At 34.3% G+C, this 25280-nt stretch carries 34 protein-coding genes; 30 read left to right on the plus strand and 4 right to left on the minus strand.

All coding sequences use genetic code 11. From position 1 onward, the window contains the following. Positions 1-107 precede the first annotated feature (107 nt). Genes VG895_01070 through topA form a run of 6 tightly spaced genes read left to right on the plus strand, consistent with a single transcriptional unit; the run spans position 108 to position 6139 of the window. Positions 108-599, plus strand: coding sequence for a hypothetical protein (locus VG895_01070; protein ID HWA51627.1), 492 nt, complete (start codon positions 108-110; stop codon positions 597-599). A 38-nt stretch (positions 600-637) separates the two neighbouring features. After that, on the plus strand, positions 638-2329 hold the full coding sequence (locus tag VG895_01075) for a penicillin-binding transpeptidase domain-containing protein (protein HWA51628.1): 1692 nt from the start codon (positions 638-640) through the stop codon (positions 2327-2329). An 11-nt stretch (positions 2330-2340) separates the two neighbouring features. Then, positions 2341-2712 carry a hypothetical protein gene (locus tag VG895_01080; protein ID HWA51629.1) on the plus strand — a complete coding sequence of 124 codons (372 nt, stop codon included), beginning with the start codon at positions 2341-2343 and terminating at the stop codon, positions 2710-2712. Next, positions 2702-3292, plus strand: coding sequence for a DNA-processing protein DprA (locus tag VG895_01085; GenBank protein HWA51630.1), 591 nt, complete (start codon positions 2702-2704; stop codon positions 3290-3292). The genes VG895_01080 and VG895_01085 overlap by 11 nt, the downstream gene beginning before the upstream one ends. After that, positions 3279-4124, plus strand: coding sequence for a hypothetical protein (locus VG895_01090; protein ID HWA51631.1), 846 nt, complete (start codon positions 3279-3281; stop codon positions 4122-4124). The genes VG895_01085 and VG895_01090 overlap by 14 nt, the downstream gene beginning before the upstream one ends. Positions 4125-4183: 59 nt before the next feature. Then, positions 4184-6139, plus strand: coding sequence for a type I DNA topoisomerase (topA, locus tag VG895_01095; GenBank protein ID HWA51632.1), 1956 nt, complete (start codon positions 4184-4186; stop codon positions 6137-6139). Here topA and VG895_01100 read toward each other — a convergent pair. Then, complete coding sequence (locus VG895_01100; GenBank protein ID HWA51633.1) at positions 6136-6750, minus strand: hypothetical protein; 615 nt, start codon at positions 6748-6750, stop codon at positions 6136-6138. The genes topA and VG895_01100 overlap by 4 nt on opposite strands. A gap of 58 nt (positions 6751-6808) precedes the next feature. Here VG895_01100 and VG895_01105 point away from each other — a divergent pair, with 58 nt between their 5' ends. From VG895_01105 to glyA, 6 genes are read left to right on the plus strand one after another with little or no spacing between them, the layout of a single operon-like run. After that, positions 6809-7138 (plus strand): nucleoside triphosphate pyrophosphohydrolase family protein, encoded by a 330-nt coding sequence (locus VG895_01105; protein ID HWA51634.1) that lies wholly within the window; start codon positions 6809-6811, stop codon positions 7136-7138. Beyond that, complete coding sequence (gene dcd / locus VG895_01110; protein ID HWA51635.1) at positions 7135-7710, plus strand: dCTP deaminase; 576 nt, start codon at positions 7135-7137, stop codon at positions 7708-7710. The genes VG895_01105 and dcd overlap by 4 nt, the downstream gene beginning before the upstream one ends. Continuing rightward, positions 7707-9344 carry an FAD-dependent thymidylate synthase gene (locus tag VG895_01115; protein ID HWA51636.1) on the plus strand — a complete coding sequence of 546 codons (1638 nt, stop codon included), beginning with the start codon at positions 7707-7709 and terminating at the stop codon, positions 9342-9344. The genes dcd and VG895_01115 overlap by 4 nt, the downstream gene beginning before the upstream one ends. 8 nt (positions 9345-9352) lie before the next feature. Further along, entirely contained in the window at positions 9353-9916 is a 564-nt protein-coding gene (locus tag VG895_01120; GenBank protein HWA51637.1) for a hypothetical protein, read from the plus strand. 34 nt (positions 9917-9950) lie between these two features. Continuing rightward, the gene (locus VG895_01125) at positions 9951-10559 is read left to right on the plus strand and encodes a thymidine kinase (protein ID HWA51638.1); all 609 of its coding nucleotides are present in this window, start codon (positions 9951-9953) and stop codon (positions 10557-10559) included. Positions 10560-10563: 4 nt separating this feature from the next. Then, positions 10564-11913: a serine hydroxymethyltransferase gene (gene glyA, locus VG895_01130; GenBank protein ID HWA51639.1), complete on the plus strand. Its 1350-nt coding sequence runs from the start codon at positions 10564-10566 to the stop codon at positions 11911-11913. On the opposite strand, the gene VG895_01135 is transcribed toward glyA, so the two are convergent. Beyond that, a complete protein-coding gene (locus tag VG895_01135) occupies positions 11873-12769 on the minus strand; it encodes a UTP--glucose-1-phosphate uridylyltransferase (protein ID HWA51640.1) in 897 nt (298 codons plus the stop codon). The genes glyA and VG895_01135 overlap by 41 nt on opposite strands. A gap of 31 nt (positions 12770-12800) precedes the next feature. Between VG895_01135 and VG895_01140 the strand changes: the two genes are divergently transcribed. From VG895_01140 to VG895_01185, 10 genes are all read left to right on the plus strand, one after another. Beyond that, positions 12801-13589, plus strand: a complete 789-nt coding sequence (locus VG895_01140) for a bifunctional 5,10-methylenetetrahydrofolate dehydrogenase/5,10-methenyltetrahydrofolate cyclohydrolase (protein ID HWA51641.1) — start codon at positions 12801-12803, stop codon at positions 13587-13589. Positions 13590-13593: 4 nt separating this feature from the next. Then, positions 13594-13875, plus strand: a complete 282-nt coding sequence (locus VG895_01145; GenBank protein HWA51642.1) for a hypothetical protein — start codon at positions 13594-13596, stop codon at positions 13873-13875. Between the two features lie 21 nt (positions 13876-13896). Continuing rightward, positions 13897-14151 (plus strand): hypothetical protein, encoded by a 255-nt coding sequence (locus tag VG895_01150; protein HWA51643.1) that lies wholly within the window; start codon positions 13897-13899, stop codon positions 14149-14151. Positions 14152-14158: 7 nt separating this feature from the next. Next, positions 14159-14428: a hypothetical protein gene (locus tag VG895_01155; GenBank protein HWA51644.1), complete on the plus strand. Its 270-nt coding sequence runs from the start codon at positions 14159-14161 to the stop codon at positions 14426-14428. A gap of 171 nt (positions 14429-14599) precedes the next feature. Next, positions 14600-15328 carry a 30S ribosomal protein S2 gene (rpsB, locus tag VG895_01160; GenBank protein ID HWA51645.1) on the plus strand — a complete coding sequence of 243 codons (729 nt, stop codon included), beginning with the start codon at positions 14600-14602 and terminating at the stop codon, positions 15326-15328. A gap of 1 nt (position 15329) precedes the next feature. Next, the gene (gene tsf / locus VG895_01165) at positions 15330-15788 is read left to right on the plus strand and encodes a translation elongation factor Ts (protein ID HWA51646.1); all 459 of its coding nucleotides are present in this window, start codon (positions 15330-15332) and stop codon (positions 15786-15788) included. Between the two features lie 11 nt (positions 15789-15799). Beyond that, a complete protein-coding gene (frr, locus tag VG895_01170; GenBank protein ID HWA51647.1) occupies positions 15800-16354 on the plus strand; it encodes a ribosome recycling factor in 555 nt (184 codons plus the stop codon). Positions 16355-16377: 23 nt separating this feature from the next. Beyond that, a complete protein-coding gene (locus VG895_01175; protein ID HWA51648.1) occupies positions 16378-17394 on the plus strand; it encodes a hypothetical protein in 1017 nt (338 codons plus the stop codon). A gap of 28 nt (positions 17395-17422) precedes the next feature. Beyond that, positions 17423-18547 (plus strand): M50 family metallopeptidase, encoded by a 1125-nt coding sequence (locus VG895_01180; protein ID HWA51649.1) that lies wholly within the window; start codon positions 17423-17425, stop codon positions 18545-18547. Positions 18548-18566: 19 nt separating this feature from the next. Then, positions 18567-19796 carry an aminoacyl--tRNA ligase-related protein gene (locus tag VG895_01185; GenBank protein HWA51650.1) on the plus strand — a complete coding sequence of 410 codons (1230 nt, stop codon included), beginning with the start codon at positions 18567-18569 and terminating at the stop codon, positions 19794-19796. Here VG895_01185 and VG895_01190 read toward each other — a convergent pair. Further along, positions 19788-20504, minus strand: coding sequence for a hypothetical protein (locus VG895_01190; GenBank protein ID HWA51651.1), 717 nt, complete (start codon positions 20502-20504; stop codon positions 19788-19790). The genes VG895_01185 and VG895_01190 overlap by 9 nt on opposite strands. A 63-nt stretch (positions 20505-20567) precedes the next feature. On the opposite strand from VG895_01190, the gene VG895_01195 reads away from it, so the two are divergent. The 8 genes from VG895_01195 to VG895_01230 are packed head-to-tail and all read left to right on the plus strand — an operon-like array spanning position 20568 to position 24288. Next, entirely contained in the window at positions 20568-20918 is a 351-nt protein-coding gene (locus tag VG895_01195; protein HWA51652.1) for an HIT domain-containing protein, read from the plus strand. Between the two features lie 2 nt (positions 20919-20920). Continuing rightward, positions 20921-21136 (plus strand): hypothetical protein, encoded by a 216-nt coding sequence (locus VG895_01200; protein ID HWA51653.1) that lies wholly within the window; start codon positions 20921-20923, stop codon positions 21134-21136. Continuing rightward, the gene (locus VG895_01205) at positions 21133-21573 is read left to right on the plus strand and encodes a GatB/YqeY domain-containing protein (GenBank protein ID HWA51654.1); all 441 of its coding nucleotides are present in this window, start codon (positions 21133-21135) and stop codon (positions 21571-21573) included. The genes VG895_01200 and VG895_01205 overlap by 4 nt, the downstream gene beginning before the upstream one ends. Further along, positions 21574-21957, plus strand: coding sequence for an rRNA maturation RNase YbeY (gene ybeY / locus VG895_01210; protein HWA51655.1), 384 nt, complete (start codon positions 21574-21576; stop codon positions 21955-21957). Continuing rightward, on the plus strand, positions 21957-22295 hold the full coding sequence (locus VG895_01215; GenBank protein ID HWA51656.1) for a hypothetical protein: 339 nt from the start codon (positions 21957-21959) through the stop codon (positions 22293-22295). The genes ybeY and VG895_01215 overlap by 1 nt, the downstream gene beginning before the upstream one ends. A gap of 52 nt (positions 22296-22347) precedes the next feature. Beyond that, positions 22348-23853 (plus strand): DNA polymerase III subunit gamma/tau, encoded by a 1506-nt coding sequence (dnaX, locus tag VG895_01220; protein HWA51657.1) that lies wholly within the window; start codon positions 22348-22350, stop codon positions 23851-23853. Between the two features lie 11 nt (positions 23854-23864). Beyond that, the gene (locus VG895_01225) at positions 23865-23996 is read left to right on the plus strand and encodes a hypothetical protein (GenBank protein ID HWA51658.1); all 132 of its coding nucleotides are present in this window, start codon (positions 23865-23867) and stop codon (positions 23994-23996) included. 7 nt (positions 23997-24003) lie between these two features. Then, a complete protein-coding gene (locus VG895_01230) occupies positions 24004-24288 on the plus strand; it encodes a YbaB/EbfC family nucleoid-associated protein (protein ID HWA51659.1) in 285 nt (94 codons plus the stop codon). Here VG895_01230 and VG895_01235 read toward each other — a convergent pair. Next, complete coding sequence (locus tag VG895_01235) at positions 24285-25265, minus strand: hypothetical protein (GenBank protein HWA51660.1); 981 nt, start codon at positions 25263-25265, stop codon at positions 24285-24287. The two genes, VG895_01230 and VG895_01235, sit on opposite strands and share 4 nt — an antisense overlap. Between the last annotated feature and the right edge of the window lie 15 nt (positions 25266-25280).

Here is a 25280-nt window from a genome sequence, read left to right on the forward strand (position 1 = left end):
ACAAACTTTATTATTTGCAAATGTGTAAAATCTTCACATATTTTGCCCGTTGCATATTGATAAGTTAGAAAATAAAATATAATTCTTCTTAGGAAGGAATCCAGTTTATGTCAGCAGAATTAATTAATGTTCGTCAAAATTTTCAATATGCCCAAGTTGGTGCTTTGAAACTTAGCGACAAAGAAAAAGTCGATGAATTATTGCTTGTCAAAAAAGAAACAAGAAAAAGACTAACCCGATTAGTAAATGGAATGAGAAAGCTCGTCTCGCTTGATGAAATAAAATCAGAAATGCTTGAAAAATACACACATGCAAGGGAAGTAGAAGCATCTGTTGTGTTTTTAATTACAGAAGAAAATGGCAATGAATATGAAGATAGTAGTGATTTCCACTTAGACCATGATTTTTATTTAGTCACAGACGACACAAATAATATTTTTGGCACAGCCAATAGATATGCAATTTCCACACCCAGAGGAAGATTAATAGTTGATGTTCATTCTCCAAAATCTGCAAAAGAGCAAGAGTGGGCAACGGAAAAATTAAATGTTTTAGCAACGGGAAGATATCCTGAAGGGATAATAAAAGAAATTCTCTAACAATCTATTGCTTTCTTCTTGTAGAATTATAGATACCAATGAATACTCTTGATGATTCTCCAAATCCTGGTTGGCTTTCCTGGTTTTTAAAAGGTTTACTTGTTTTAGTTGCAGTGATTTTATTTGCTCGCTTAGGCGAACTTCAAATTATAAAAGGTGATTATTATAGAACATTATCTGATGACAATCGTATTCGCCGTATTCCAATTCTCGCTCCTCGTGGGCAAATACTCGGAAGCGATGGTACTCCAATTGTTGGTAACACTCCCATCCAGGAAAAAATTATATTTACGACAAATGGTTTTGAAAAAAGTTTGGACACAACTGATACAAGTGCAATTAATAGTATTACAGAAAGTAAACGGGATTATTATTTAGGCCCTGACGCTGCGCATTTAACTGGTTATTTAAGCGAAGTTGACGCTGATGAAGTTAATAAAGTCGATCCAAATTGCCCTGATAAAGGCCCAAGAATTACAAATAGTTATGTTGGCGTAAGCGGACTTGAACAGGAATATGATTGTACTCTTCGCGGAATTGATGGCGAAGAGTTAATTGAAGTTGATGCGGCTGGAAATCCTGTTCGAGTTTTAGGAATTAAAAATCCAGTTCCGGGAAGTGATATTAAAACTACAATTAATGTCGGGTTACAGCAAAAAGTTGCTGATACCGTAAATAATTTAAAAATAAACACCTCAGAAGGAGAAAATCTTCCTGTAGGCCGCAAAGGTTCTATTGTTATTACTAATGGCCAGGGCGCGGTTCTTGCAATGTATTCTTTCCCCAGTTTTGATCCAAATGATTTCATAAACAGTAATTCAAAAAAACTAAGTAGTTATTTTACTGATCCAAATCTTCCACTTTTCAATAGAAGCCTTGATGGTCTTTATCATCCAGGTTCCACATTTAAAATTGTTACTTCAACTGCAGCTCTTGAAGAAAATAAAATTGACACGAATTTTACATATGATGATGTTGGATATGTTGAATTAAATGGCTATAAATACGACAACTGGTATTGGGATGAATATGGAAAAACAGAAGGTCCAATAAATATTGTTCGTGCAATAGCAAGGTCTACAGATACTTTCTTTTATAAAGTCGGGGAAATGGTTGGTATTGACGATTTGTCTTCATGGGCCAAAAAATTCGGGCTTGATAAACCTTCAGGAATTGATTTGCCAAATGAAGCGACAGGAATCATCCCGTCTCCTGCGTGGAAACGGCAATTCAACGGCGAAAAATGGTTTTTGGGAGATACCTATAACGTTTCAATTGGCCAGGGAGATGTAAATCTTACTCCAGTTGCATCAAATATTTTGGCATCAGTCGTTGCAAACGACGGGCAGATTTGTAAGCCTTATGTAAACGCCTCAGTTGGAAAAAGTTGTTACAGTCTAAATTTAAATCCAAATACTTTATCAACAATTAAAGAAGGAATGATTGATGCCTGCTCAACAGGCGGAACAGGTTTTCCATTTTTCCCTTGGAATAGTCCAGATGTCACAGGTTCTGCACAAGTTTCTGGCCCTCAAGTGACTGTTGCCTGTAAAACAGGAACTGCAGAAACAGGAGATCAAAATCTTACCCATGCCTGGTTTGCCGCTTTTGCTCCAGCAGATAATCCAAAAATTGTTATTGATGTAATAGTAGAAAAAGCAGGCCAGGGTTCAGAAGTAGCCGCTCCAATAGCAAAGGAGATTCTTGGATATTATTTTGGCAAAAAGTAATATAATGAATTATGTCAGATAAAGGTATAGACACTGAAACGACACTTACCCCGGAAGAAAAAACCTCACAACTCAATAGTATCTTTAAAAGAGTTCTTCGAAATAACGATCTTGCTGAGCAGGCAAAGCTCACCAAGAGAAATATTGAAATTACTCCAAGTTTGTTTCTAACTCCAAATCATGAATTACAAATGGTCCAAGAAAACAAAATTGATCTATATAAATTGGATCAAGAAACAGGAAAAATTACAAACAATAACGGACAAGAGTTTTCTGGTAAATATGAATCTCTTTTTCCTGGAACAAATTTAAAAACAATCGAAGAAACAATGAAAAAGGTTGACAATTTAACATACCCAACACAAAAACTTGATGCAGCTTAAAATCCAGGATGAACTTCTTAATGTTTTCATAAAAGGAACTTATTTACCAAAAGACAAAAACGCAGTTGCAGTTGTCGGCTCCCGTAAAATTAGCACTCGCGGACAAAAACTAGCATATGATTTTGCATTTTATCTAGCCAAAAATAAATTTACAATTGTCTCTGGTCTTGCCTTAGGGGTTGATACCTTGGCGCACTCTGCAGCTCTTGACGCAGATGGGAGAACAATCGCAGTTTTAGCTCATGGTTTAGACAGAGTTTACCCTCAAGAAAACAAAAAACTGGCAGAAAAAATAATTAAGCATGGATGTTTATTAACAAAATTTAAAGAGTGTACAACCCCTGTTGGCAAAAACTTTTTAGCTCGTAATCAAATCATTGCAGGTCTTTCTAGAGCCGTAGTTGTAATTGAAGGAGAAAAAAGATCAGGAAGTATTAGCACAGCAAATCACGCAGCAAATTTAGGAGTTGAAGTTTTTGCAATACCTGGAAGCCCTGCAACAGATTGGCTCATCGAAAACGGTGCAAATATTGCAAATAAACCTGAAGATGTATTAGATTATCTTAATGGCAGATATTAAACCAGACAACCCACCCGCAACTGGAAAAGTCAGCAGAAGAACATTTTTGAGACTATTTGGGCTTGGAATTATAAGTTCTACCTTAGTCACTACCGGAGCTGCCGCACTTTTGTCGAGAAAAGATAGTCTAGCTGATACTTCAAATGTTTTTGCAGAATTTACTGCCTTACAAAAAGAAGAAGGAAACATGCAAGCCTTTCAAATGCTGGCTAATGTAATTGTCAACAAAATCCACTTAAATCCTAGTCCTGATATTTCTGAAGTTGTTTATATCTCTTTAGAAAATGGCACATATAGAAATAACCAAAACTGTAGTTTTTATTACACAAAGTATCTAAATATCGAAAATAACATTTTTGAAGACTGTTATTGTACAAATTCAAATGGTGTAAATACGAATATTCCTGTTGGTGATTTTCCTAAATTTATAACCACAGAAGATACGACTATACGAGTAATTATTAGTAAAAACGAACAAAAAACAGGAAAACTGGTGCTTAGCGAAGATTTAGAAGTCGCCATATATACAAACAAGCAATCAGTAGCACGAACAAACACCACACATTTAAGTATAAATGCTACGGATTCGTCTGGCACAAACATACATCTAGATCTTGAAGAAAATATAATAGAACAGCAAATAAATGGAAGATTTAAACAACAAATAATAGAATATACTTTTGATAACAATGTAGATGTTTCAAAAGATGGATATATTAAATATGACTCAAAAGGAAATGTAATTTCTTCGTCAAATAACGGAAATGAGCACTTATATAAAGATGATTTTTTTATGCTTCAATCAGCTTACGAAGGAACTTCTCTCTCTTGACACCTCTGATAACATAATCTCTATGATGTAATCATCACAAGCTTAGCTTATACTTATATATGGATCTAATTATTGTTGAGTCGCCAACTAAGGCAAAAACTTTAAACCGATTTCTTGGAAAAGATTACCAGGTAGAAGCAACCATGGGCCATATTAAGGATTTGCCCAAATCAAAATTAGGAATTGATGTCGAGCATAATTTTAAGCCTGACTATCAAGAAATGGAAAAAAAGCTTGATGTTATAAAATCTCTTCAAAAAGATTCTAAAAAAGCCAAAATGGTTTATATCGCGACAGATCCTGACCGCGAAGGGGAAGCTATTGCAGCGCACGTTAGCGAAGTTGTTGAAAATAAAAATAAAAAAAGAATTACATTTCATGAAATTACAAAAGAGGCTGTCGAAGAAGCTATTGCCCATCCGCGTGCTATTGATAAACATTTAGTTGATGCACAAATTGGCCGCCGGGTTTTAGATCGTTTGGTTGGTTATGAATTATCGCCGCTTTTATGGAAAAAAGTTCGCCGCGGTTTATCAGCTGGCCGTGTACAGTCAGTCGCAGTCCGTTTAATAGTTGATAAAGAAAAAGAAATTGAAAAATTTAAGCCTGAAGAATTCTGGCAGATTTTTGCAGACGTTAAAGGTAAAGCAAACAAAAAGTTTACTGTTGAACTTGTAAAAGTAAAAGATAAAAAATTTGAGTCACATGACAAAAAGACTTCTGATGAAATAGTCAAAGACTTAAACAAAGCAAATTATGTTGTAAGCGATATTAAAAAACGCGAAATGCATAAACTTCCTTACGCGCCTTTTACTACAAGCACAATGACTCAGTCTGCCGCAATTTCATTCGGATGGAGTGCAAAGCGCACAATGCGCGCCGCTCAAAACCTTTATGAAGAAGGTTTAATTACTTATCACAGAACTGACTCTGTAAATCTTAATACTACAGCTGTAGCTAAAGTTAGAGATTATATTAAGAAAGAATTTGGTGACAAATACGTTCCCGCAGCTCCCCGATTGTACAAAGTACAATCGAAAAACGCACAGGAGGCACATGAAGCAATTCGCCCGACTAACCCAACAATTAAATCAAAAGAAGATTTGGCAGGAGATTTTAAAAAACTGTATGAATTAATTTGGAAAAGGTTCACTGCATGCCAAATGGCAGAATCAGTTTTTGATTCAACTACTATTGATGTTAAAGCATCTGACTATTTATTGAGAGCTTCTGGCCAAATTATGAAATTTGATGGATGGAGAAAAGTCATGCCAAAAGCAGTTTCAGCTGACGAAGTTGAGTTGCCAAGCGTAGAAAAAGAAGAAAAATTAGATTTAATAAAAGTTAATCCAATTCAAAAATTCACAGAGCCTCCAGCAAGATATAATGAAGCCTCTTTAATTAAAACTCTTGAAAAATTAGGAATTGGCCGTCCTTCAACTTACGCTCCAATTATTTCAACAATTCAGGTAAGGCAATATGTGGAGAAAAAAGAACGCAAGTTTTTTGCAACTCCAGTTGGGATTGCAGTTACAGATTTTCTTTCACAAAACTTTCCAGAGGTACTAGATTATAAATTTACCGCAGACATGGAGGACGATCTGGATCAGGTCGCCGCAGGCGATAAAAGTTGGGAAAAAGAGATTAAAGTATTTTATGGGCCTTTCCATAAAAAATTGGAAGACGTTACCAAAAATGCAAAACGAATTGCAATTCCAGTTGAAAAAACAGGGCGCAAATGTCCTTTGTGCAAAGAAGGGGATGAAGTAATAAGAATTGGAAGATTTGGAAAATTTTTGAGTTGTTCTCGTTTTCCTGACTGCAAATATACAGGAAAATATATGGAAAAAATCGGCATGACTTGTCCAAAATGTAAAAAAGGTGACGTGATAGTTAAAAAGACTTCAAAAGGCAGACCGTTTTTTGGCTGCAGCAGATATCCAGAATGTGATTTTGCAAGCTGGCAAAATCCAAAATTAGAGAAAAAGAAAAAAGAAGAAAAGAAAGACAATTAATCTTTGCTTTGTAATCCTTTGAGGAAATTTATTAACGATCTTTTTGTATTTTCAGAATTCTCAAATTGCGCTCTTTGACTTTGAATCACTCTTTCTTTTGCTTGTCTCAAAGATTCCTCCAACAATTTATCTATTTCTGCTGTGTGTGTGGGGTTAGTAGGAACTAATCTCTTTAAAACATCTTCCCAATACATATTTAAACCATCTGTGTGTATATGATCAACCTCAGTAGGATTAAACAAATTAACCTTTTTACCAGGTTCCCAATGATCAGCATCTATTTCCTTAAACCAATCTCTGTCTTCCTTCTTGGCAAAATGAATTGATGTTGAAAAATCAGAAGCCTTAATTACAGCAAAGGCATGATGATCATTTGCCTCAAATGGAATTACCCAACCAATCAAATCTTCAAATCTTTCCGGTTCCTGTATATTTTGTTCGTACACATCACTATCTGATGCAATATCTCGAACGTGGCCTATGGTTGCCCTTCTGTTTCCATGATGTGTTATATGTAAAATCGGCAAAAGTGCATTAGCATCGGTTAAAGCATCCATTACTTCACGTAATTGTTTTGCCTCCTCGGGATTATAACCAGGTATTTCTGCCATAATTTATTTTATACTATTGACATAATAAATAAAAACAATTAAAAAATACTTTAGTTAAATGAACTTCGACGATTACCAAAAATTTACTAAGAAAACTGCAATCTATCCCAAAATTGGTAAAAACTTCGTTTATCCTGCACTTGGTTTAGCTGGAGAAACAGGTGAAGTGCTAGAAAAAATTAAAAAATTATTTAGAGATAACAATGGAAAACTGACGAAAGAAAACAATGAGGAACTTAAAAAAGAACTTGGAGATATTTTATGGTATGTCTCGCAACTTTCATTAGAACTTGGAATTAAACTTAACGATGTTGCGGTAGCAAACGTCGAAAAATTAACTTCGAGGCAAAAAAGAAATAAGCTTCACGGAAATGGAGATAATAGATGATTTTATCTGACGTTGATATTCAAAAAGAAATAAAGTCGAAAAGACTTAAAATTTCCCCTTTTGACTCAAAAGCAATTCAGCCAGCGAGTTTAGATGTCAAAATGGATAATGAATTTCGTATTTTTAAAAATTCCCGTAAACCTTTTCTTGATGTCAAAGAGCCAGCCGACGATTTCATGGAATTGATTAAAGTAAAAAACGGTGACCCAATTATTATTCATCCCCGTGAATTTCTTTTAGGCACAACAATTGAAAAAGTTACCATCCCGGATGATTTGGTTGCCCAATTAAACGGAAGAAGTTCTTTAGGAAGATTGGGGATTATAGTTCATGCAACGGCCGGTTTTATCGACCCTGGTTTTAGCGGATTTATAACTCTTGAGATTACAAATGTTGCCACTCTTCCCATTGCTCTTTACCCCGGAATGAGAATTGGCCAATTGTCTTTCACAAGATTAAGCACGCCCGCCAAAAATCCATACGGTCCAAAAAAAGGAAGTAAATATAGCGGCCAAGTTGGCCCGACAACAAGTAAAATCTGGAAAGACTTTACAAAGGACAAGAAAAAATGAGTGCAGAATTTCCAGGAGCAAATCAGGAAAAAATAAAACCGGATGTTGTAAACACTTTATTGGAATATAAAAAGCTTGGTGAAAAATTTGAGAATCCACCTCAAATAATATTAGTTATTTGCCCTCTTGTGGTTGGAGATGAAGAAGGGAAAGTTGGTGTTCGCGATATCTCCATTAGCGCAGCCATGCAATGCTATGCGGCTGGAGTTTCAACTCTAAAACCTCGCCTTGAAGATCGCCAGCAAGCAATTGCTGATCGTACAGCCGAAGCTGGTCATCACACGACTCGCATGCATGCTAATTTTACTTTTCATATAAATGTAACCCGGGATTTGGCAGAAAGGGTGCTACATGCAAATCCTTTTTATAACTCAGAACAACAAAGCCAAAGATATGTCGAAGCAAAAGATGGTAACTATGAAGTTGCAGCGGGGTTAACTCCAGAACAAAGAGATTTATACATCACCTCGGCCGAGTATATGAACAAAGCTTATTTTAATTTACTTACATCTTTACACGAAAGTGTCGAGCAAAGGGTACAAAACATGTATCCGGGAGCAGGGTGGAATTATGAGAAAACTGCCAAAAGATTAAATTCCAAGGTCGACAAAATTTGCCAGGAAGTTGCCAGATATGTTTTGCCAATCGCTCAAAAGACGACAATGTACCATACGCTAAGTGAATTGCAGATTATGAGACTTTTTAGAGCAAGTCAATTTGAGAATTTTAGCGACGAAGCAAAATATACAATTGCAACCATGGTCGAAGAAATTGCCGAAGTTGACCCTTCAATTTTGCTTGAATTAGATAAACCGTTGCCGCCTTATGAGCATCCTCATTTTTCTGAAACACGAACAGAACAGAAACAAGAGTTTGATGAACAACTGAATAATAAAAACTCTATTATTTTAGGCACGACAGGAAATCTAAGAAATGTTTTGGCTTTTGCAGTAAGAAATATTACTGGCGCTACAGAAAAAGATTTACCAGATGACGAAGCAATTAAATTATTAATTTCTCCAGTAAACAATGTTTTGCTCGCTGATGTTTATGAAACTGGAATGCTAGATCCCTTTACTGAGTGTCTCCGACAAGTTTCTATTACCGCCGCAACTAAATTGTCTCATACAGCAGAATCGCAAAGACAAAGGCAAAGAAGAACGCCTGGAGCTGTGCCAACCGTGGACGATATTTACGATGGTACCGCCGATTATATGACGCCATTAGTTATAAGAGAAAATATAGAATTAAGAGCTAAGTACGACGAAATTATGACCAATATCTATGCAAATGTGGAAAAGTGTCTTCAAGCAGGAGTTCCCAGAGAAGTCGCATTGAAATTGTTACCAAATGCCCAAACTATAAGAATTGTTGAAACAGGCGACATGTTTGATTGGCTTCATAGATTTAAACAAAGATTATGTTTTCTTGCCCAGGAAGAGTTTTGCTTTATTTCTATCGAACAAGTCGAAATGTTAACTGAAGAATTTCCCGAATTTGCGGAATTATTCCTGGCTCCTTGCGCTGTTGCGGAAGCGGCGGGAACAGGGCGATGTCCTGAAGGCACAGGCTGGTGTGGTAAACCAGTTTGGAAATGGAAAATTGATAAATATAAAAAAGAAAGATTAATATAAACATAAATATGTCTGGAAAATTCACAGTCGTATATGGAGCACCAAATACAGGCAAAAGCACAGCCTTGAAGCGTTTTGCTGATGAACACAAAGGTTTTGTATACATCAAGTATCCTCTTTACGAATTAGAACCAAATGGTCCTGTAATTGATGCTGTTATTCACAAGCGAAAAGAAATGACAGCAGAATGTTTACAGCTTCTTTGCGCCGAAAATAGACGCGATTTCGAGCAAGCTTTAGAAGAACTTTTAGAAGCAGGAATTAATGTAATTGCTGAAGACTATACTTTGACTGGAATTGTTAGCGGCTTAGTCGAAGGTGTGCCTTTAAATACACTTAAGCATTTTAATAAAGATTTAAGGATACCCGATAAAGCATTTCTTCTGGTAGGTGAAAGATTTACAAGCGGAAGAGAATTGGAACATAGATTTGAAGAAGGAGATGAAAAATGGGCAAAAACAAGAGAGTTACTTTTATCTTTTAAAGATGAATATCATTTAGAAATTATTAATGTAACACCCGATATAGAAAAAACTTATAAAGCTGTCGAGTCAGCAATTCTTTCCTCTTGAAATCTCATCTGTAAAGGTCAATAATCTTTTTGCCATGACCGAAAGAATACGGGGAATCTCTGGCAATATGTTCGCCGGGAAAACTGATGAATTGTTGCGACGAGTTACTAGAGCTGAAATTGCTGGCAAAGATGTCCTTGTCTTTAAGCCAGCCATTGATGACAGATGGGGTAGAAAGGACAAAATCCGTTCTCATGCAGGTGCCGAACACGCAGCCATACCTGTTGCTACTTCAGAAGAAATATTAAACTATTTAACTAAAAATACAGAAATAGTAGCCATTGATGAAATTCAATTTATGGATGAAAATATAGTTCCGGTTGTTGACGAAATTGTTGAAAGAGATATAGAAGTAAATTTTGATGGCCTACCTTTAGATTTTAGAGGCGAACCTTTTGGGCAAATGCCAGTACTTCTTGCAAAATCAGACGATATCGAAAGATTAACAGCCATTTGTACATACCATTGTGAAGAAGATGGAAAAATATGTGGCAAAGAAGCAACTCGAACACAACGGTTTGTAAACGGAATGCCGGCAAATTATAACGATGAAATTATTTTAATTGGAGCTCAAGAATCATACGCCCCACGCTGTCCTACGCACCACAAAGTACCAGGCAAGCCAAGAAAGATGTTAAAATAACCCCATGGACACAATTCAATCTCTTATAAAAAAAGAAGAAATTCGCCAAAGGGAAACTCTTTCCATGATTCCTTCCGAAAATATAACTTATCCAGAGGTTTTAAAAGCAGTTGGCTCTGTTTTAATGCAAAAGTATTCTGAGGGTCAGCCCGGAAAAAGATATTATCAGGGAAATGAATTTATTGATGAAATAGAATTATTAACAAAAATAAATGCACTAGAGCTTTTTCATTTAACTCCTGACAAGTGGGCAGTTAATGTTCAAGCTTTATCAGGAGCTCCAGCAAATTTAGCAATCTACAATGCGCTTCTTAACCCCGGCGATAAAATTTTGTCTTTGTATCTTCCAGACGGCGGCCATTTATCTCACGGCTGGCATATTGGTGACCGCAAAGTTACTTTAATTTCCAAAATTTATGATGTGGACTTTTACCATGTAACCATGGCAAGCTCTGCTTATAATGATCAACAAATAAATGGTCTTATTGATTATGATGCCCTAGAAAAAAAAACCTTAGAATTCAAACCAAAAATTATTGTAAGCGGGGGGACTGCATATCCAAGAGAAATTGATCATAAAAGAATTGGGGAGATTACCAAAAAAGCTGGATCTTATTATTTAGCAGACGTATCTCACGAAGCAGGTTTAATTGCAGCTGGAGTTAATGCAGATCCGTTTCCTTATGCCGATGTTGTCATGATGACAACTCACAAAACTTTAAGAGGTCCTCGTGGCGCTTTAATTTTTTCCCGGATCGATTTGGCAAATGCAATTGACTCATCAGTTTTTCCAGGCCTTCAAGGAGGTCCTCATAATGAAATAATTGCAGGAATTGGCATTGCTCTTCAAAAAGATAATTCAGAAGAATTTAAAAAATATGCAAGACAAGTTGTAGATAATGCAAAAGAGCTTGCACAGAAATTAATGGATTTAGGATTAACTTTAATCACAAACGGCACAGATAAACATTTAATTTTAATTGATCTTCGTCCTTTAGAAATTAATTCCTGGTTTGTTGCATATGCTTTAGAAAAAGCCGGAATAATTGTTAATAGAAACGCCATTTCACCAGACGGAATTTCTCCTCGCGCAATTTTTTATCCATCAGGAATAAGGATTGGTACTCCTGCAATTACAGCAAGAGGAATGGGCAAATATGAAATAGACCAAATTGCAGACTGGATAATGGATGTTATAAATCATTTGGAAAAAATAGAACTTCCAGAAGATGTCGCTCAAAGAAAAGTTGTATTAAAAGAATTTCAGGAAAAAATAGACAAAGATCAATTCATAAAAAATATAAATAAAGAAGTTAAAAACCTTTGTGAGAAATTTCCTCTAAATATTTCTTAAAACTTTCCCCAGTTTCAGGATGTTTTAATCCAAAGTCTACAATTGCTTTTACATATTCCAGTTTATTTCCCATATCATAATATTTAGCATTTTTAATTTCTGTAGAATAAACTTTTATGCGATCTGCAAGCATTAGTTTTACAGGATCATTCCAATAAAGTTCTTTACCTTCTTCCAAGTTTTCCATCGCTTTGTCCATATATTTAAAAATTTCAGGTGTAAAAAGAAAACTTAAATTCGTATTATCGCTTGGCGCTTTTTCTTTTCCTGGTTTCTCAATTAAAGTGTCAACATCAATTACGCCGTCATCTAATACTTTTCCTGCCGAAAATCCGTAACGATCGTAATCTTCATCTTTTGTAGCTTTTATTCCAGCAAGAACAGAGCTGCCGTATTTTTCATAAACACTTATCATTTGTTTAACGCTGCTTGGAGACGAAACAATAAAATCATCGCTCCATGTATAAATAAAAGGCTCATCGCCAATCAAGTGACGGACATTAAGAAGGGGAGTTCCATTTCCATAAGGCCCTTTTTGTCTTACATAAATAAAATTTGCCATTTCAGAAATTCGCTGCACTTCTTCCATTAGATGTTTCTTTTTCTCGCCTCCCATGCGAAGATTTTCAATCAAGTCAGTATTTGGCAAATCAAAATGATCTTCAATTGCTCTCTTGTGATATCCAGTAACAATGATAATATCTTTGATTCCGGCATCCACTAATTCTTCAACAACTATTTGAATAACAGGTTTATCGACGATCGGAAGCATTTCTTTTGGCATTGCCTTTGTTTGTGGCAAAAATCTTGTTCCAAATCCGGCTGCAGGGATAACGGCTTTTGTAACTCGCTTCATTAATACCTAAAAATAGAGTATAATTGAGTACATGTCAATTGTTTTTGACGGAAAAAAGTTCGCCGCAGACAAAGAAAAGGTTTTAAAAAAAGAAATTGCCTCACTTAAAAACAAACCTAAATTAGTATCTATACTTGTCGGAAATGATAAAGCAAGTCTTCTTTATACTAAATTAAAACAAAAAGCTGCAATTCGCGTTGGCGCAAAATTTATTATTAAAAAATTCCCAGACAAAGTAACGCATACAGAAATAATCAAAGAAATAGGCAAATTAAATAAAGACAAAAAAATTAATGGAATTATGGTCCAATTGCCGCTTCCTGGAAAATTAAAAGTCAAAACAAGAACTATTGTAAATAGTATTGATAAAAATAAAGATGTTGATGGACTAAGAAATAAATCTCAGTATAAACAAGCAACTGTGAAAGGAATTGAATCAATTTTAGATTTTGCAACTAAAGATTTAGCTTATTTTGGAAAGCGGGCAACGGTTGTTGGCGCAAAAGGAATAGTCGGAAAAGGAGTTGTTACTATGCTTGAAGAAAGAAATTACAAAGTATGCATTTGTGACAAAGACACCAGAGATTTATATGCCAAATTAACAAATGCAGATTTAGTCGTTTCAGCTACCGGTGTTCCGGAATTAATAAAAGGTGAAATGATAAAAGAGGGAAGTATTGCAATTGATGTTGGCAGCCCAAAAGGAGATTTTGATGGAAAAGTAACCGAAAGAGCAAGTTTTGTGACTCCAGTCCCAGGCGGCGTTGGCCCTGTGACAATAGTAAGTCTTCTGGAAAACTTGGTAGAAGCAGTAAAATAAATTCATGTCTGCAGATAATCTTGAAGCAATTGGTCGTCTTAATTCCGAAATAAAAAAACATAAAATTCAAAGCAGACTTTTCAAAATACCTGCAGCTTCAATAGCGGGATTTGAAATTTTAAATATATTTTATGAAATAACTACAAAAAACTATGTTGATACGGCAGAAGTACCAGCATATTTATTATTCAGTGGTTTTGCAATTTTATGCGTATTTACGAGCAGAAAATTAGATCAAACCATTTTAAATTTAAAAGAAAAAAAGTGTAATCTTGAAAACCTATAGTGTTTTTGGTATAATACTTCTATGGGAAAAAGCAGAGAAACACAACCGCTTAGTATCCAAGAACAATTATTAGTAGAATATTTAGTTCCAGCTAGGTTTGATGCACAAATTAACGATCCTGAAGAAACTTTAGAAAAAATAAATACGTTTGAAGCTCTAGTTAGAGCAAATGCGATTCTTATAGATAGTGACGAACCAAAATTACTTAGGGCAAGAGCATTAAAGAAAGCAGACGATGCTCAACGTGGAATGGAAGATACCGATAACTGGTTATAAAAATAATATGTCATTAGAAAATCAAATACAGGTTCTTAGACAAAATGTACAAGGAGAAGATAAAATCTTTCTTATTGACTCTGGCAAAGCGGAAGTCTTTTCGAGTATTGAATATAGTATAAGTGAAAAAACTTACGAAAGAAATATTGCAGCTATTATGTGTGTGTTTCAATTTGGCCTTGGAATTGCAGTAGACGTGCGTGCACTAAATTATATTCCGGCAGATGGAGTCGCAAATTTAGTTAGATTTTTGACAGCAATCGGTGGACGGATTTAATCTTTTCAGGTGGATATCTATTTAATAAAATTAATTTAAAAGAAAAACAAATATCAGCCTTAAATGAATTTGCTTCTCACAACCAAATCTAATATAATACCAGTTACACACATCTATCAGGTTTTCCCTGATCACTTCTGGTAGATGGCGGACTAAGGGAAACAAAATAAAATGGCAGAAAAGAAAACAACCAAAAAAGTAGCAGTTAAAGAAACAAAACCAAAAACTGTTAAAAGCGAAGTTTCATTAGAAAAACTTCTTGAAGTTGGTGCTCATTATGGCCATCAAGCAAAAAGATGGAATCCAAAAATGAGAGATTTTATTTATGGCACAGAAGATGGAGTCAGTGTTTTTGATCTCCCAAAAACAAAGGCAAAATTGGACGAAGCTCTTGCAGTATTAAAAGAAGCTAAGAAAAATGGCAAAGTAGTTTTATTTGTTGGAACCAAAAAACAAGCTCAGGAAAAAACAAAAGAAGTAGCAGTTGCTACAAATTCTCCATATATTATTCAAAGATTTTTAGGCGGAACTTTTACAAATTTTGATCAAATCAAAAAATCAATTAAAAAGCTTGATCAAATGAAGACCGATATGAAAAATGGAGCTTACGCAACATATACCAAAAAAGAAAAATTATTATTAGCTCGAGAAATTGAAGATCTTGAAAAAAACTTCTCAGGAATTGCAAATTTAAATAAACTTCCAGATTTAGTTTTTATTATTGATACTCACAAAGAAAACGGAGCAGTTCTTGAAAGCAAAAAAGTCAAAATCCCAGTTATTGGATTAGTTGACAGTAATGCAAACCCAGATTTAATTGATTATCCAATCCCAATGAATGACGATGCTGCAGGAGCAGTTGAATATGTTCTTGATTTGGTTAAGAATGCATTAAGTTAATATGGCAATTTCAGTTGATTTAATTAAAAAACTTCGTGAAGAAACAGGCGCTGGAGTTATGCGTGTTAAAGCAGTTTTGGAAATTGTTGCAGGTGACGAAAAAAAAGCCTTGGAAATTCTCAAAAAAGAAGGTTTTGAAAAAGTTGCCAAAAGAGCTGACCGCGAAACTGGTCAGGGAATTGTTGCAAGCTATATTCATCACAATGGAAAAGTTGGAGTTTTAGTTTCAATTCTTTGTGAAACAGATTTCGTTGCCAAAAATGAATTAACAGTTGAACTAGGAAAAAATATTGCACTTCAAATTTCAGCAATGGATCCAAAAGATGTCAAAGAATTAGAATCACAAGAATTTATTAAGGATACTTCAAAAACAATCAGCGATTTGGTAAAAGAAGTAATTGCAAAAACCGGAGAAAATATAAGAATTGGAAAATTTGCTAGAATAGAAGTGGGAAAATAAACTCCAAATAAATGGATGAAAATTTAGTTCGCCAAAAAATGCAAGGGATAATTGCATCCTTGCAAACTACAATCGGCACAATCCGTTCAGGCCGCGCAACTCCTGCAATGGTTCAAAATCTGGAAATTATGGTTTATGGAGGAACCCAAAGATTAAGGATTTTAGAAGTTGCATCAGTGAGCTCTCCAGATCCACAAAGCTTGGTTATTGATCCTTGGGATAAATCAATTATTGGTGAAATTAAAAAGGGAATTGAAGCAGCAAACGTTGGTATGAATCCAAATATCGATGGAGAAATAATTAGAATTATGGTTCCGCCATTAACAACAGAAGATCGCGAAAAGTTTGTACGCTTATTAAACGCAAAGCTTGAAGAAAGTAGAGTTGCAATAAGACAAATAAGAGCTGATGTAATGCATAGCATAAAGGGAGAATTTGATGAGAAAAAAATTACAGAAGATGAAAAATTTGCTTTCGAAAAAAATCTTCAGAATGCAACCGATGAATTTGTAGGAAAAATTGAAGAAATGGGCGAGCGCAAGAAGTCAGAACTGTTGCAACTTTAGTCTTATAGTATTATAATTTCTCCATGTCTTCAGAAAACAGACTGTCAAGAATAATATTTGCTACAGCTACCTTAGCTGGGGTTTGGACAGGTATAAATGCATACAATAGTGATGTAACAAAAAGTGACTTACAGCAGGCATTAAATATTAAAACTACAACAATCACACAACCAGTCAAACCTGAAATAGTAATATCAGAACCTGATAATGTTACTTTGGTTACAAAAACACTGGATAGCTTAAGAAATGAGTTTGGAAGTCATCCTATTTTCAAATTCATTGACGAGAATCCTTATTTAATTAACGAACTTATCTCTAAAGATAGTGTTGATCAAGACCGATTTGACGGACTGAATTATCCGTATACACATCAGTCAACAATAACCGATCCGCTGCTTACTGATTATCTTAGTTTCTCTCAAACATTGGTGGGTCCTCGGGGACATTTCTCTGAGTTATATCAGTATTTAAACGGAGATACGTGGATGCGAAATTTCGCTAGCATGAATGGAGAAGGGATGAATGTTTTTGTTAATAAAGAATTGGACGATATTTATCAATCAATTCAGGAGTACCAAGTAGCCAAAAAAAACGTTGATAGCGATTTGGCATTCCAAGATACTCTTCAAGAGTCAACTAACAACTCTGATTACGAAACTCTTAAAAAGAATATTCTCAAAGCTGAAGCAGATATGAATTCTAGTATAATAAATACTAATAGTAAAACTATAAATATAACTACAAATACCCAAGCCCCCGTCTTAGTTGCAGATAATGATATATTAAAACAACAAGTTGATAACGAAACGAATAAAGAAAATCTTTTAATCTCGGCAACATTTCTTCTTGCATTAACCGCCGGAATTTCTTCCGTAAAAATTTTATTTAGTAGAGAAATTCAAAAGAGAAAAAATAGTGAAAAGAGGAAAAATGCTGAAAAATCAAAAAACAACAATGAATATGCAAATAATCTTGCTACAGACGAAGAAATAACTACTTTAGCGCAACTACTGAGTAAACAAAAGAATACTAAAGAATAGTCAGTATCCATCTGTTACAATATAATTCATGCTTGCTATTTTAATTCTTACAATAAAAGTTATTGTTGCCTTCTCGCTTCTTATTATGTTCCATGAACTTGGGCATTTTTTGGTCGCAAAACGAAGCGGAGTCTGGGTTGAAGAATTTGGATTAGGCTTACCTCCTCGGATTTTTGGTAAAAAAATAGGCGATACAATTTATTCAATTAACTGGCTTCCAATTGGCGGATTTGTCCGTCTTCACGGAGAAACCGCAAGCGATCAAGTGGTTTATCCTGCAAAAGCTTTTACAAATAAAAGCAAATTGACTCGAATTTTAATTACTGTTGCAGGAATTGTTATGAATTTCATTCTGGCAATTATTTGTTTTACAGTAATCTTTTTTGTAAATGGAGTCCCCAGTAATTCGACAAAATTAGATTTTATTATTTTGGATGTTGCATCAAATTCTCCAGCTTCGATCTCTGGAATTAAATCGGGAGATTTAGTTGAAAAAATTAATAATGTAAATATTAATTCAACAGATGATCTCAAAAATGAAATTAATAACAATAAGGGAAAAGAAATTGATATTGAAGTGAATCGAAATAATAAATTAATTGATATCAAAGCAACTCCAAGAATAAATTATCCAGCAGACGAAGGTTCACTTGGAATTTCATTTGATGATTTCCACGAAAATTATTTTGCACCAGTTTGGCAAAGGCCCTTTGTAAGTTTTTGGGAGGCAATTAAAGAAACGGCAACTGTTACAAAAGCTGTTGTCTTTGGTTTGGGAAGTGCGGCAAAAAGCGTCAGTCAGGGCCAAGCTCCAAAAGATGTTACCGGTCCGGTTGGAATTATTGCAGTTGCAAAGCGCCTTGCAGAAGAAGATATTTGGACATTGATTAGCTTTGTAGCAGTTGTTTCAATCAATTTAGGAATTGTAAATCTTATTCCTTTTCCGCCTCTTGATGGAAGCCGTGTCGCTCTTGTTATCGCAGAGGCAATTACTAAAAAGAAATTAACTGCAAAAATGGAAGAGAGAGTTTATACTTTTGGTTTTATTGTTTTAATTGCACTTTCAATTTTGATTACAACGCACGAATTACCATCTGTTTTTAAAGCCGGTTCTCTTGATAATTACGCCAACCAAGTTCTGAACCAAAAGTAATTGTGTGTTAAAATAGCTCATGCAACAAAGCAAGCTTTTTACAAAAACCAGTAAAAATTTCCCAAGCGATGAAACTTCAATTAACGCTCAGCTTTTAATTAAGGCAGGATTCATCCACAAAGAAATGGCAGGCGCTTATGCTTATTTACCTCTTGGCCTGAAAGTCATTGAGAAAATAAAACAAATAGTTAGAGAGGAAATGGCGGCAATAGGAGGGGTTGAAATTATTATGACCACTCTTCAACGAAAAGAATTATGGGAAAAAACAGACAGATGGGATGATGAAAAAGTTGACGTTTGGTTTAAATCAAAATTAAAAAATGATGTTGAAGTTGGTTTTGGTTGGTCTCACGAAGAGCCAATTTCAGACATGATGAGAAATTTCATAAATAGTTACAGAGATTTGCCGGTTTATGTTCATCAGTTTCAAACCAAATTAAGAAACGAACTTCGAGCAAAGTCCGGAATTATGCGCGGCCGTGAATTTATAATGGATGATATGTATTCTTATTCAAGTAGTAATGAAGAACATCAAAAATTTTATGATGCAGCAACAGCCGCATATCACAAAGTTTTTGAAAGACTGGGAATTGGCGAAGATACTTTTTTCACCTTTGCCTCAGGAGGTGCATTTACGCAGTTTAGCCACGAATTTCAAACAATTTGCGACGCAGGAGAGGATATTGTCTATCTTGATCGCAAAAAGAAGTTGGCAATAAATAAGGAAGTTTATAACGATGAAGTATTAAAACAATTAGAAGTCAAAAAAGAAGATTTAAAAGAAGTAAAAACTGCAGAAGTTGGAAATATCTTTAGTTTTGGAGGAGCAAAATCAGAAAGCTTGGATTTATATTTCACGGACGCATTAGGAAATAAAAAACCGGTAATTTTGGGATCATACGGGATTGGAATAACTCGAGTTATGGGAGTTATTGTTGAAAAATTCCATGACGATAAAGGAATAATCTGGCCAGCTAGTGTCGCGCCGTTTCATGTGCATTTAATCGAGCTTCCAGGAGCAAAAAATATTAAAAAAATTTATGACGAGTTGCAGGAAAATAATATTGAAGTTTTATGGGACGATAGGGAAACGGGAGCTGGAGCAAAATTTGCAGACAGCGATTTAATTGGAATTCCAGTGAGACTTGTTGTTTCAGAAAAAACTGGTGAAAAAATAGAATATAAAGAAAGAAGTTCTGACAAAACCGAACTCTTATCTTTACAAGAAGTAATTAAAAGACTAATTTAAACTTTCCAATAATTTGTCGTAATCTTGTCTACTTACCTTATCAAAACCACTGGTCTTGCCAGCTATTTCTCTGGAGAAATACTGATATAAATAATTACGCTGGATTGGTTGAGGAGCATACGGACTCGAATTAAGATTTTGCTTCCAACCACTCCTTTTAATAATATCTTCATACGAATAAAGCTTGTTAATGTTTTCGAATGGAGTTATTACAAACCTATCAGGCTTTACTTTCATTTGAAATTGTCTATAAGTTGAATCAATAAGATACCAATCATTTTCCTTTTGAGTTTTAAACACTAAAACAGTATGAGCATGCGGTTCAAAACCTTCTTCAATGCTTTTCCCGGTATCGATATCCAAATCATCTGTTCTTACTAAAAAGGGAATGACATCAATATTCTGTCCATATTTGTCAATTAAAGCTCTTTCTAAAACACCACTCGCAATACCACAAAGTCCAGATCCTGTAAATTCTCCTTGATTAGGTTTAGTTGGCCTTTTAAAAAAATCTGGAACTCTTGTTCTTCCTTGAAAAATACGCGGATAATTCGATGCCGCTTCAACTTTTTGGAATCCAAAATATTCACTTTTTCTTGCAAATTCTTGTAAAGCTTGAGAAAACTTCGATTGTCTGGGTTTTAACCATTCAACAATATCCTTGTTTGTTAAGTTACTATTTTCTTGTTCAACAACAGCATCAGACATATGTATATATTATCTCATTAAAAATTAATTTATATATGCAAGATGTAATGTTATAATATCTTCATGTCTGATTGTATTTTTTGTAAAATTGCAAATCATGAAGCAAAGTCTAATATTAAATTTGAAAACGATTCTGTAGCCGTTTTTGCTAGCATCGAGCCAGCTACAAGTACTCATCTCTTAATTATTCCCAAAATTCATATTACAAGTTTTATGGATCTTGAAGAAAAACATAAAGATGTTTTTATGCAAATGTGTAAAGCTGCACAAAAAATGATAACTGATAAAAATTTATCAGGAGGTTATAAATTAATTTTTAATGGAGGAAAATACCAATCAGTTCCTCATATTCATTGGCATTTGCTTGCAGGTCGTGAATTAGATCATAATAATAAAGCGGAAAGCAAAATATAAATATGGAAATTAGAAGAAACATTTCTAGAAGAGATTTTTTATTTATTATTGGTGGCTCTTTAGTAGCAGCTGGCGCTGGCGCTGTAATTTCACAATTACCAATCAATTTTGGTTCGCCGCAAGATACAGAAGCCCAAATTATATCTGAAAATATTAAAGATGAGCAAAGATTAGAAGATTTACAAAGAGAATATCAAAAAAGAAGCGAACTAAAATGATTATAGATAATTTAAATAATCAAATAGTTGAGGCAATGAAAGCGCACGATGAAGTGCGTGTTTCAACCTTAAAACTTTTGTCTGCAGAAATTCACAATTTCCAAATTGACCATCCAAATATGACGAACGAAGAAGAACTTGATGTTGTTAAAAAAGAAGCTAAGAAAAGAAGAGATGCAATAGAAAGCTATCTAAAGGCAGGATTACAAGACAAAGCTGACACTGAAGTAAATGAATTAAAAATCTTAAAAGAATTTTTGCCAGCAGAATTAACAGATCAGGAATTGCAACAATTTGTCGATGAAGCAATTGCAGAGTCCGGTGCAAAAGATATTAAAGATATGGGAAAAGTTATGAGTTTGGTTCGCGAAAAATCAAAAGGAAATGCAGACGGCGCCCGCGTCTCAATTATAGTCAAGCAAAAACTCTCAATATAAATGATTGAAATCACTGTAACAAAAGGCAATTATCCTGTTTCGACCAAAAAAATCAAAGAAATTGCCACTAAAACTTTGGAAGCAAATGGAATCATATCTGATTCAGAACTTGAAATTTCAATTGTTGGCAAAGAAAAAATGGACGAATTAAACGAAAAATATTACAAAGACGAAGTTTACGAGCATCCAATTTTTACTTTTCCGGAAAGTTTGCAGGATGGTAATTTTGAATTTCCTCCAGATGGAAAAATTCATTTAGGGCAAATAGTAATAAGTTACCCGTTTGTTTTAGAAGAAGCAAACGAAAAAAATAAATTGATAGATGATTTAGTTGGGGAATTAGTTGAACACGGATGCCTGCACTTAGTAGGAATCCATCATTGATGACCGAAAATATTCGTGCTGCATTGATGAAATTGGATGACCATCCAACCAAATACCTTCTTGATATAAAGGCAGCTGAATATTTGCAGCAGAACACTCCTTGCGCAGTCTTGCTGGACCTTGGCGAAGGAGAATACGAGTGGTTTGCCCCAAAAGAAATTCTAGAAGAACTTCAAGAAATGGGAATGATTTATCTGAATTTACCTATATATGGCCCAAATAAAAGATCAATATTTATAGTCGCAAGGCATTTTTCTAGCGCGTCATTTAAACTGGAAGGAGAAGACTTGGATGTGTTTCGCGATTTTCTGGATACAATTTTTGAAAAAGTAAATTGACGTCTTTAGATCTCTTTACCAAAAAACTTTTAAGTGTTAACTTGAATCTCAAATGACTTTATATCTTAAATATCGTCCTCAAACTCTTGATGAACTTGATTTAGAATCAGTCCGGACTAATTTAAAAAATATTTTATCTTCAGGAAACATTCCTCATGCATTTTTATTTTCAGGCCCAAAAGGAACTGGAAAAACTTCAGCCGCTCGCATTTTAGCAAAAATAATAAATTGCACTAATCTCACTAAAGACGGCGAGCCGTGTAACTCTTGTACTTCTTGTTTATCAATTACAAATGGAAATAGTATGGATATTATTGAATTAGATGCTGCAAGCAATCGCGGAATTGACGACATCCGCGCCCTAAAAGAAGGAGTTTATCTTGCTCCAGTTTCTTCAAAGAAAAAAATTTATATTATTGATGAAGCTCACATGCTTACTTTAGAAGCAGCAAATGCATTTTTAAAAACATTAGAAGAACCTCCTGCCCATGTTATTTTTATTTTAGCAACAACAAATCCTGAAAAACTTCCTCAAACCGTTATCTCAAGATTGACTCAAATTAATTTTACAAAAGCTTCAGTAAAAGATATCTCTCGCCAATTAAATCGTGTAGCAAAAGGAGAAAATATAAAAATTGAAGATAAAGCAATTGAAAAAATAAGTAAGTTTGCAGACGGAAGTTTCAGAGACGCTGTAAAAATTTTAGAAACCTTAAGTTTTAAAACTAAAGATATTAAAGAAGCTGATGTCGATAATTTATTTCAAACTTCAGCAAATAGCTCTTTAGAATTTTTCCAAATATTAGAAACAAGAAATACCAAAAATATTTTAGAGTTTATAGAAAATTTTATTAAAAACGGCGGACAAATTAAAAATTTAACAACAGAAATTTTAGAAAATATTCATCAAAGTATTTTAGGAAAAAATAATTTAGGAGAAGATAATCTTGCCAATTTTTCTCTTGAAGAATTAATTAATTTAAATAATTTAATTTCAGAAAGTTTAATCCAGAATTCTCCAATAAATCATCTTCCCTTTGAAATCGCAATTATAAAATTTTGTGGTGAACAAAAATCAGAACCTGCTGAAGAAAAAAAAATTAAAAAACCATTAATTGAAATAAAAACTGAACCAAAAATTGAAAATCCTGAGCGAACCCTGAGCGAAGTCGAACGGGGAGTCGAAGGAAAAAAAGTTGCCTTAAAGTCTTTGGATGAAACAACCTGGGCAAAGTTAATCGAAAACTCTCGCAATAAAAATTTTGGTATTGAAGCTCTTCTTCGCGCTGCAAAGCCTCTTGGATATGACGGAAATGTTTTGAATCTTGGAGTTTATTATCAGTTTCATAAGGATAAACTTGAAGAAAATAAAAACAAAATAGTTCTTGAAAAAGTTTGTGTTGAGACTTTTGGTATAGATTCCATAAAAATAAATTTAGAGTTACTTGAAAAACCAAAAATAGCAAGAAAAATTGAAGAAACAAATCTATCAAAACCGGATTTGACGCCAAAAGTAGACAAAGATATAATTGATGCAGCCAAAGAGATCTTTGGATAAAGAAATTTTAGATGAATAAAAAACTGCTCTATATTATTATCTTATTCTGTTTAATTATTTCTCTGGTACTGGTGATTTTTGCAGTTAAAAATCAAACATATATTGCAAATCACGCAGCAAGCAGATTGTTTGATACACAATAAATAAAATATGGGACCGTTTGATCAAATAGGACAATTAAATGAATTAAGAAAAATGCGATCTCAAGCTCTTGAGATGCAAAAAAAACTTAAAGCGATTAGTCATACCTTAAAAAAAGGCAAATGGACTATTAAAGTAACAGGAGATCAAAAAGTTGAATATATTGAAATGGATGGCGAAGCACAACCTGAATTAGTCAAGGCAATTAATGAAGCTCTTGATAACGTTCAAAAAGACAGTGCAAAAAAAATGATGGAAGAAGGCGGGCTCTCAAATCTTCTCAAGGGATTTTAATTGCTACTATAAATAATATTGGAAATTTGTCTGCATTCACTTGCTGAAGCGCTATCAGAAGATATTTTTCCACAACTTCGTAAATAAGCGTTTCTGCCAATTTCTTCTTCGTTGTTTGCAATCGGTCCATCATTAACTGTAGGAATGGTATTTGCAAATTCTCTCTCTAATAATTCAAAATATATGGCCGAAAGATTGCCTGAATTGGAATTTGGTGAATAAGGGATTTTTATCATAACAAAATTTACACCTTTATTAGTTATTTCATCAAAACTGCATTTTTTATCAGACCACGAATAAACAACAGTTCTAAAAGAATGAATGTAATCCCAAGATTTCCCAATATTAAAACCTGCAGCTTTTGTCAGGTCATCAAGATTTGTATAAAAACCCAAAACTGTCTCATCATAATGGGATTTTCCTAAATTAGCACGAGATTCGGCAATCACATTTAACACTTCTTCAAGCTTACTATTTGTTATGTGTGGAATAACTGGTTCGTTTTCTGTCATTACAAACAAATTTCCGTCTCTTTCTGCAGGACAATCAATCCCTTCAGGTTGTTGATCTTGAATATTATTTGCAATAGCTGTCGGAATTTCTGATTGAGGGTTTGCATCTTGTAAAAAATAATGAGAATTATCAGCATCAGGAACATACTGTCCGTAATTTGTTTCATAAAAATTCAAAGAACCTTCATCTTTTGTTGTCATGCAAATAGGGCCGTAAATTATGTTTATTTTATCTCCTTCTTGTAACTGGCCAACAATGTTCAAATTGCCATCTCGTACATCTAACGAAGGAATAACAACTTCAGCTTCTCCTTTTTGAGGAAGGTTTGGAGAAAGAAGAGAACTACAATTTTCTGGCGAAAGATCAGCATGAGTTTCGTTAATAAATCCAAAAGTTAAAGTCGAAACAAGAAGGGCAATTGAGGCATGTTTTAAAAATTCTTGTGAGAGAATCTCTTTTGACACAATGTAATGCAAATA

This window comes from Patescibacteria group bacterium (assembly GCA_035549555.1).
Classification (GTDB): domain Bacteria; phylum Patescibacteriota; class Microgenomatia; order UBA8517; family UBA8517; genus Co84-156.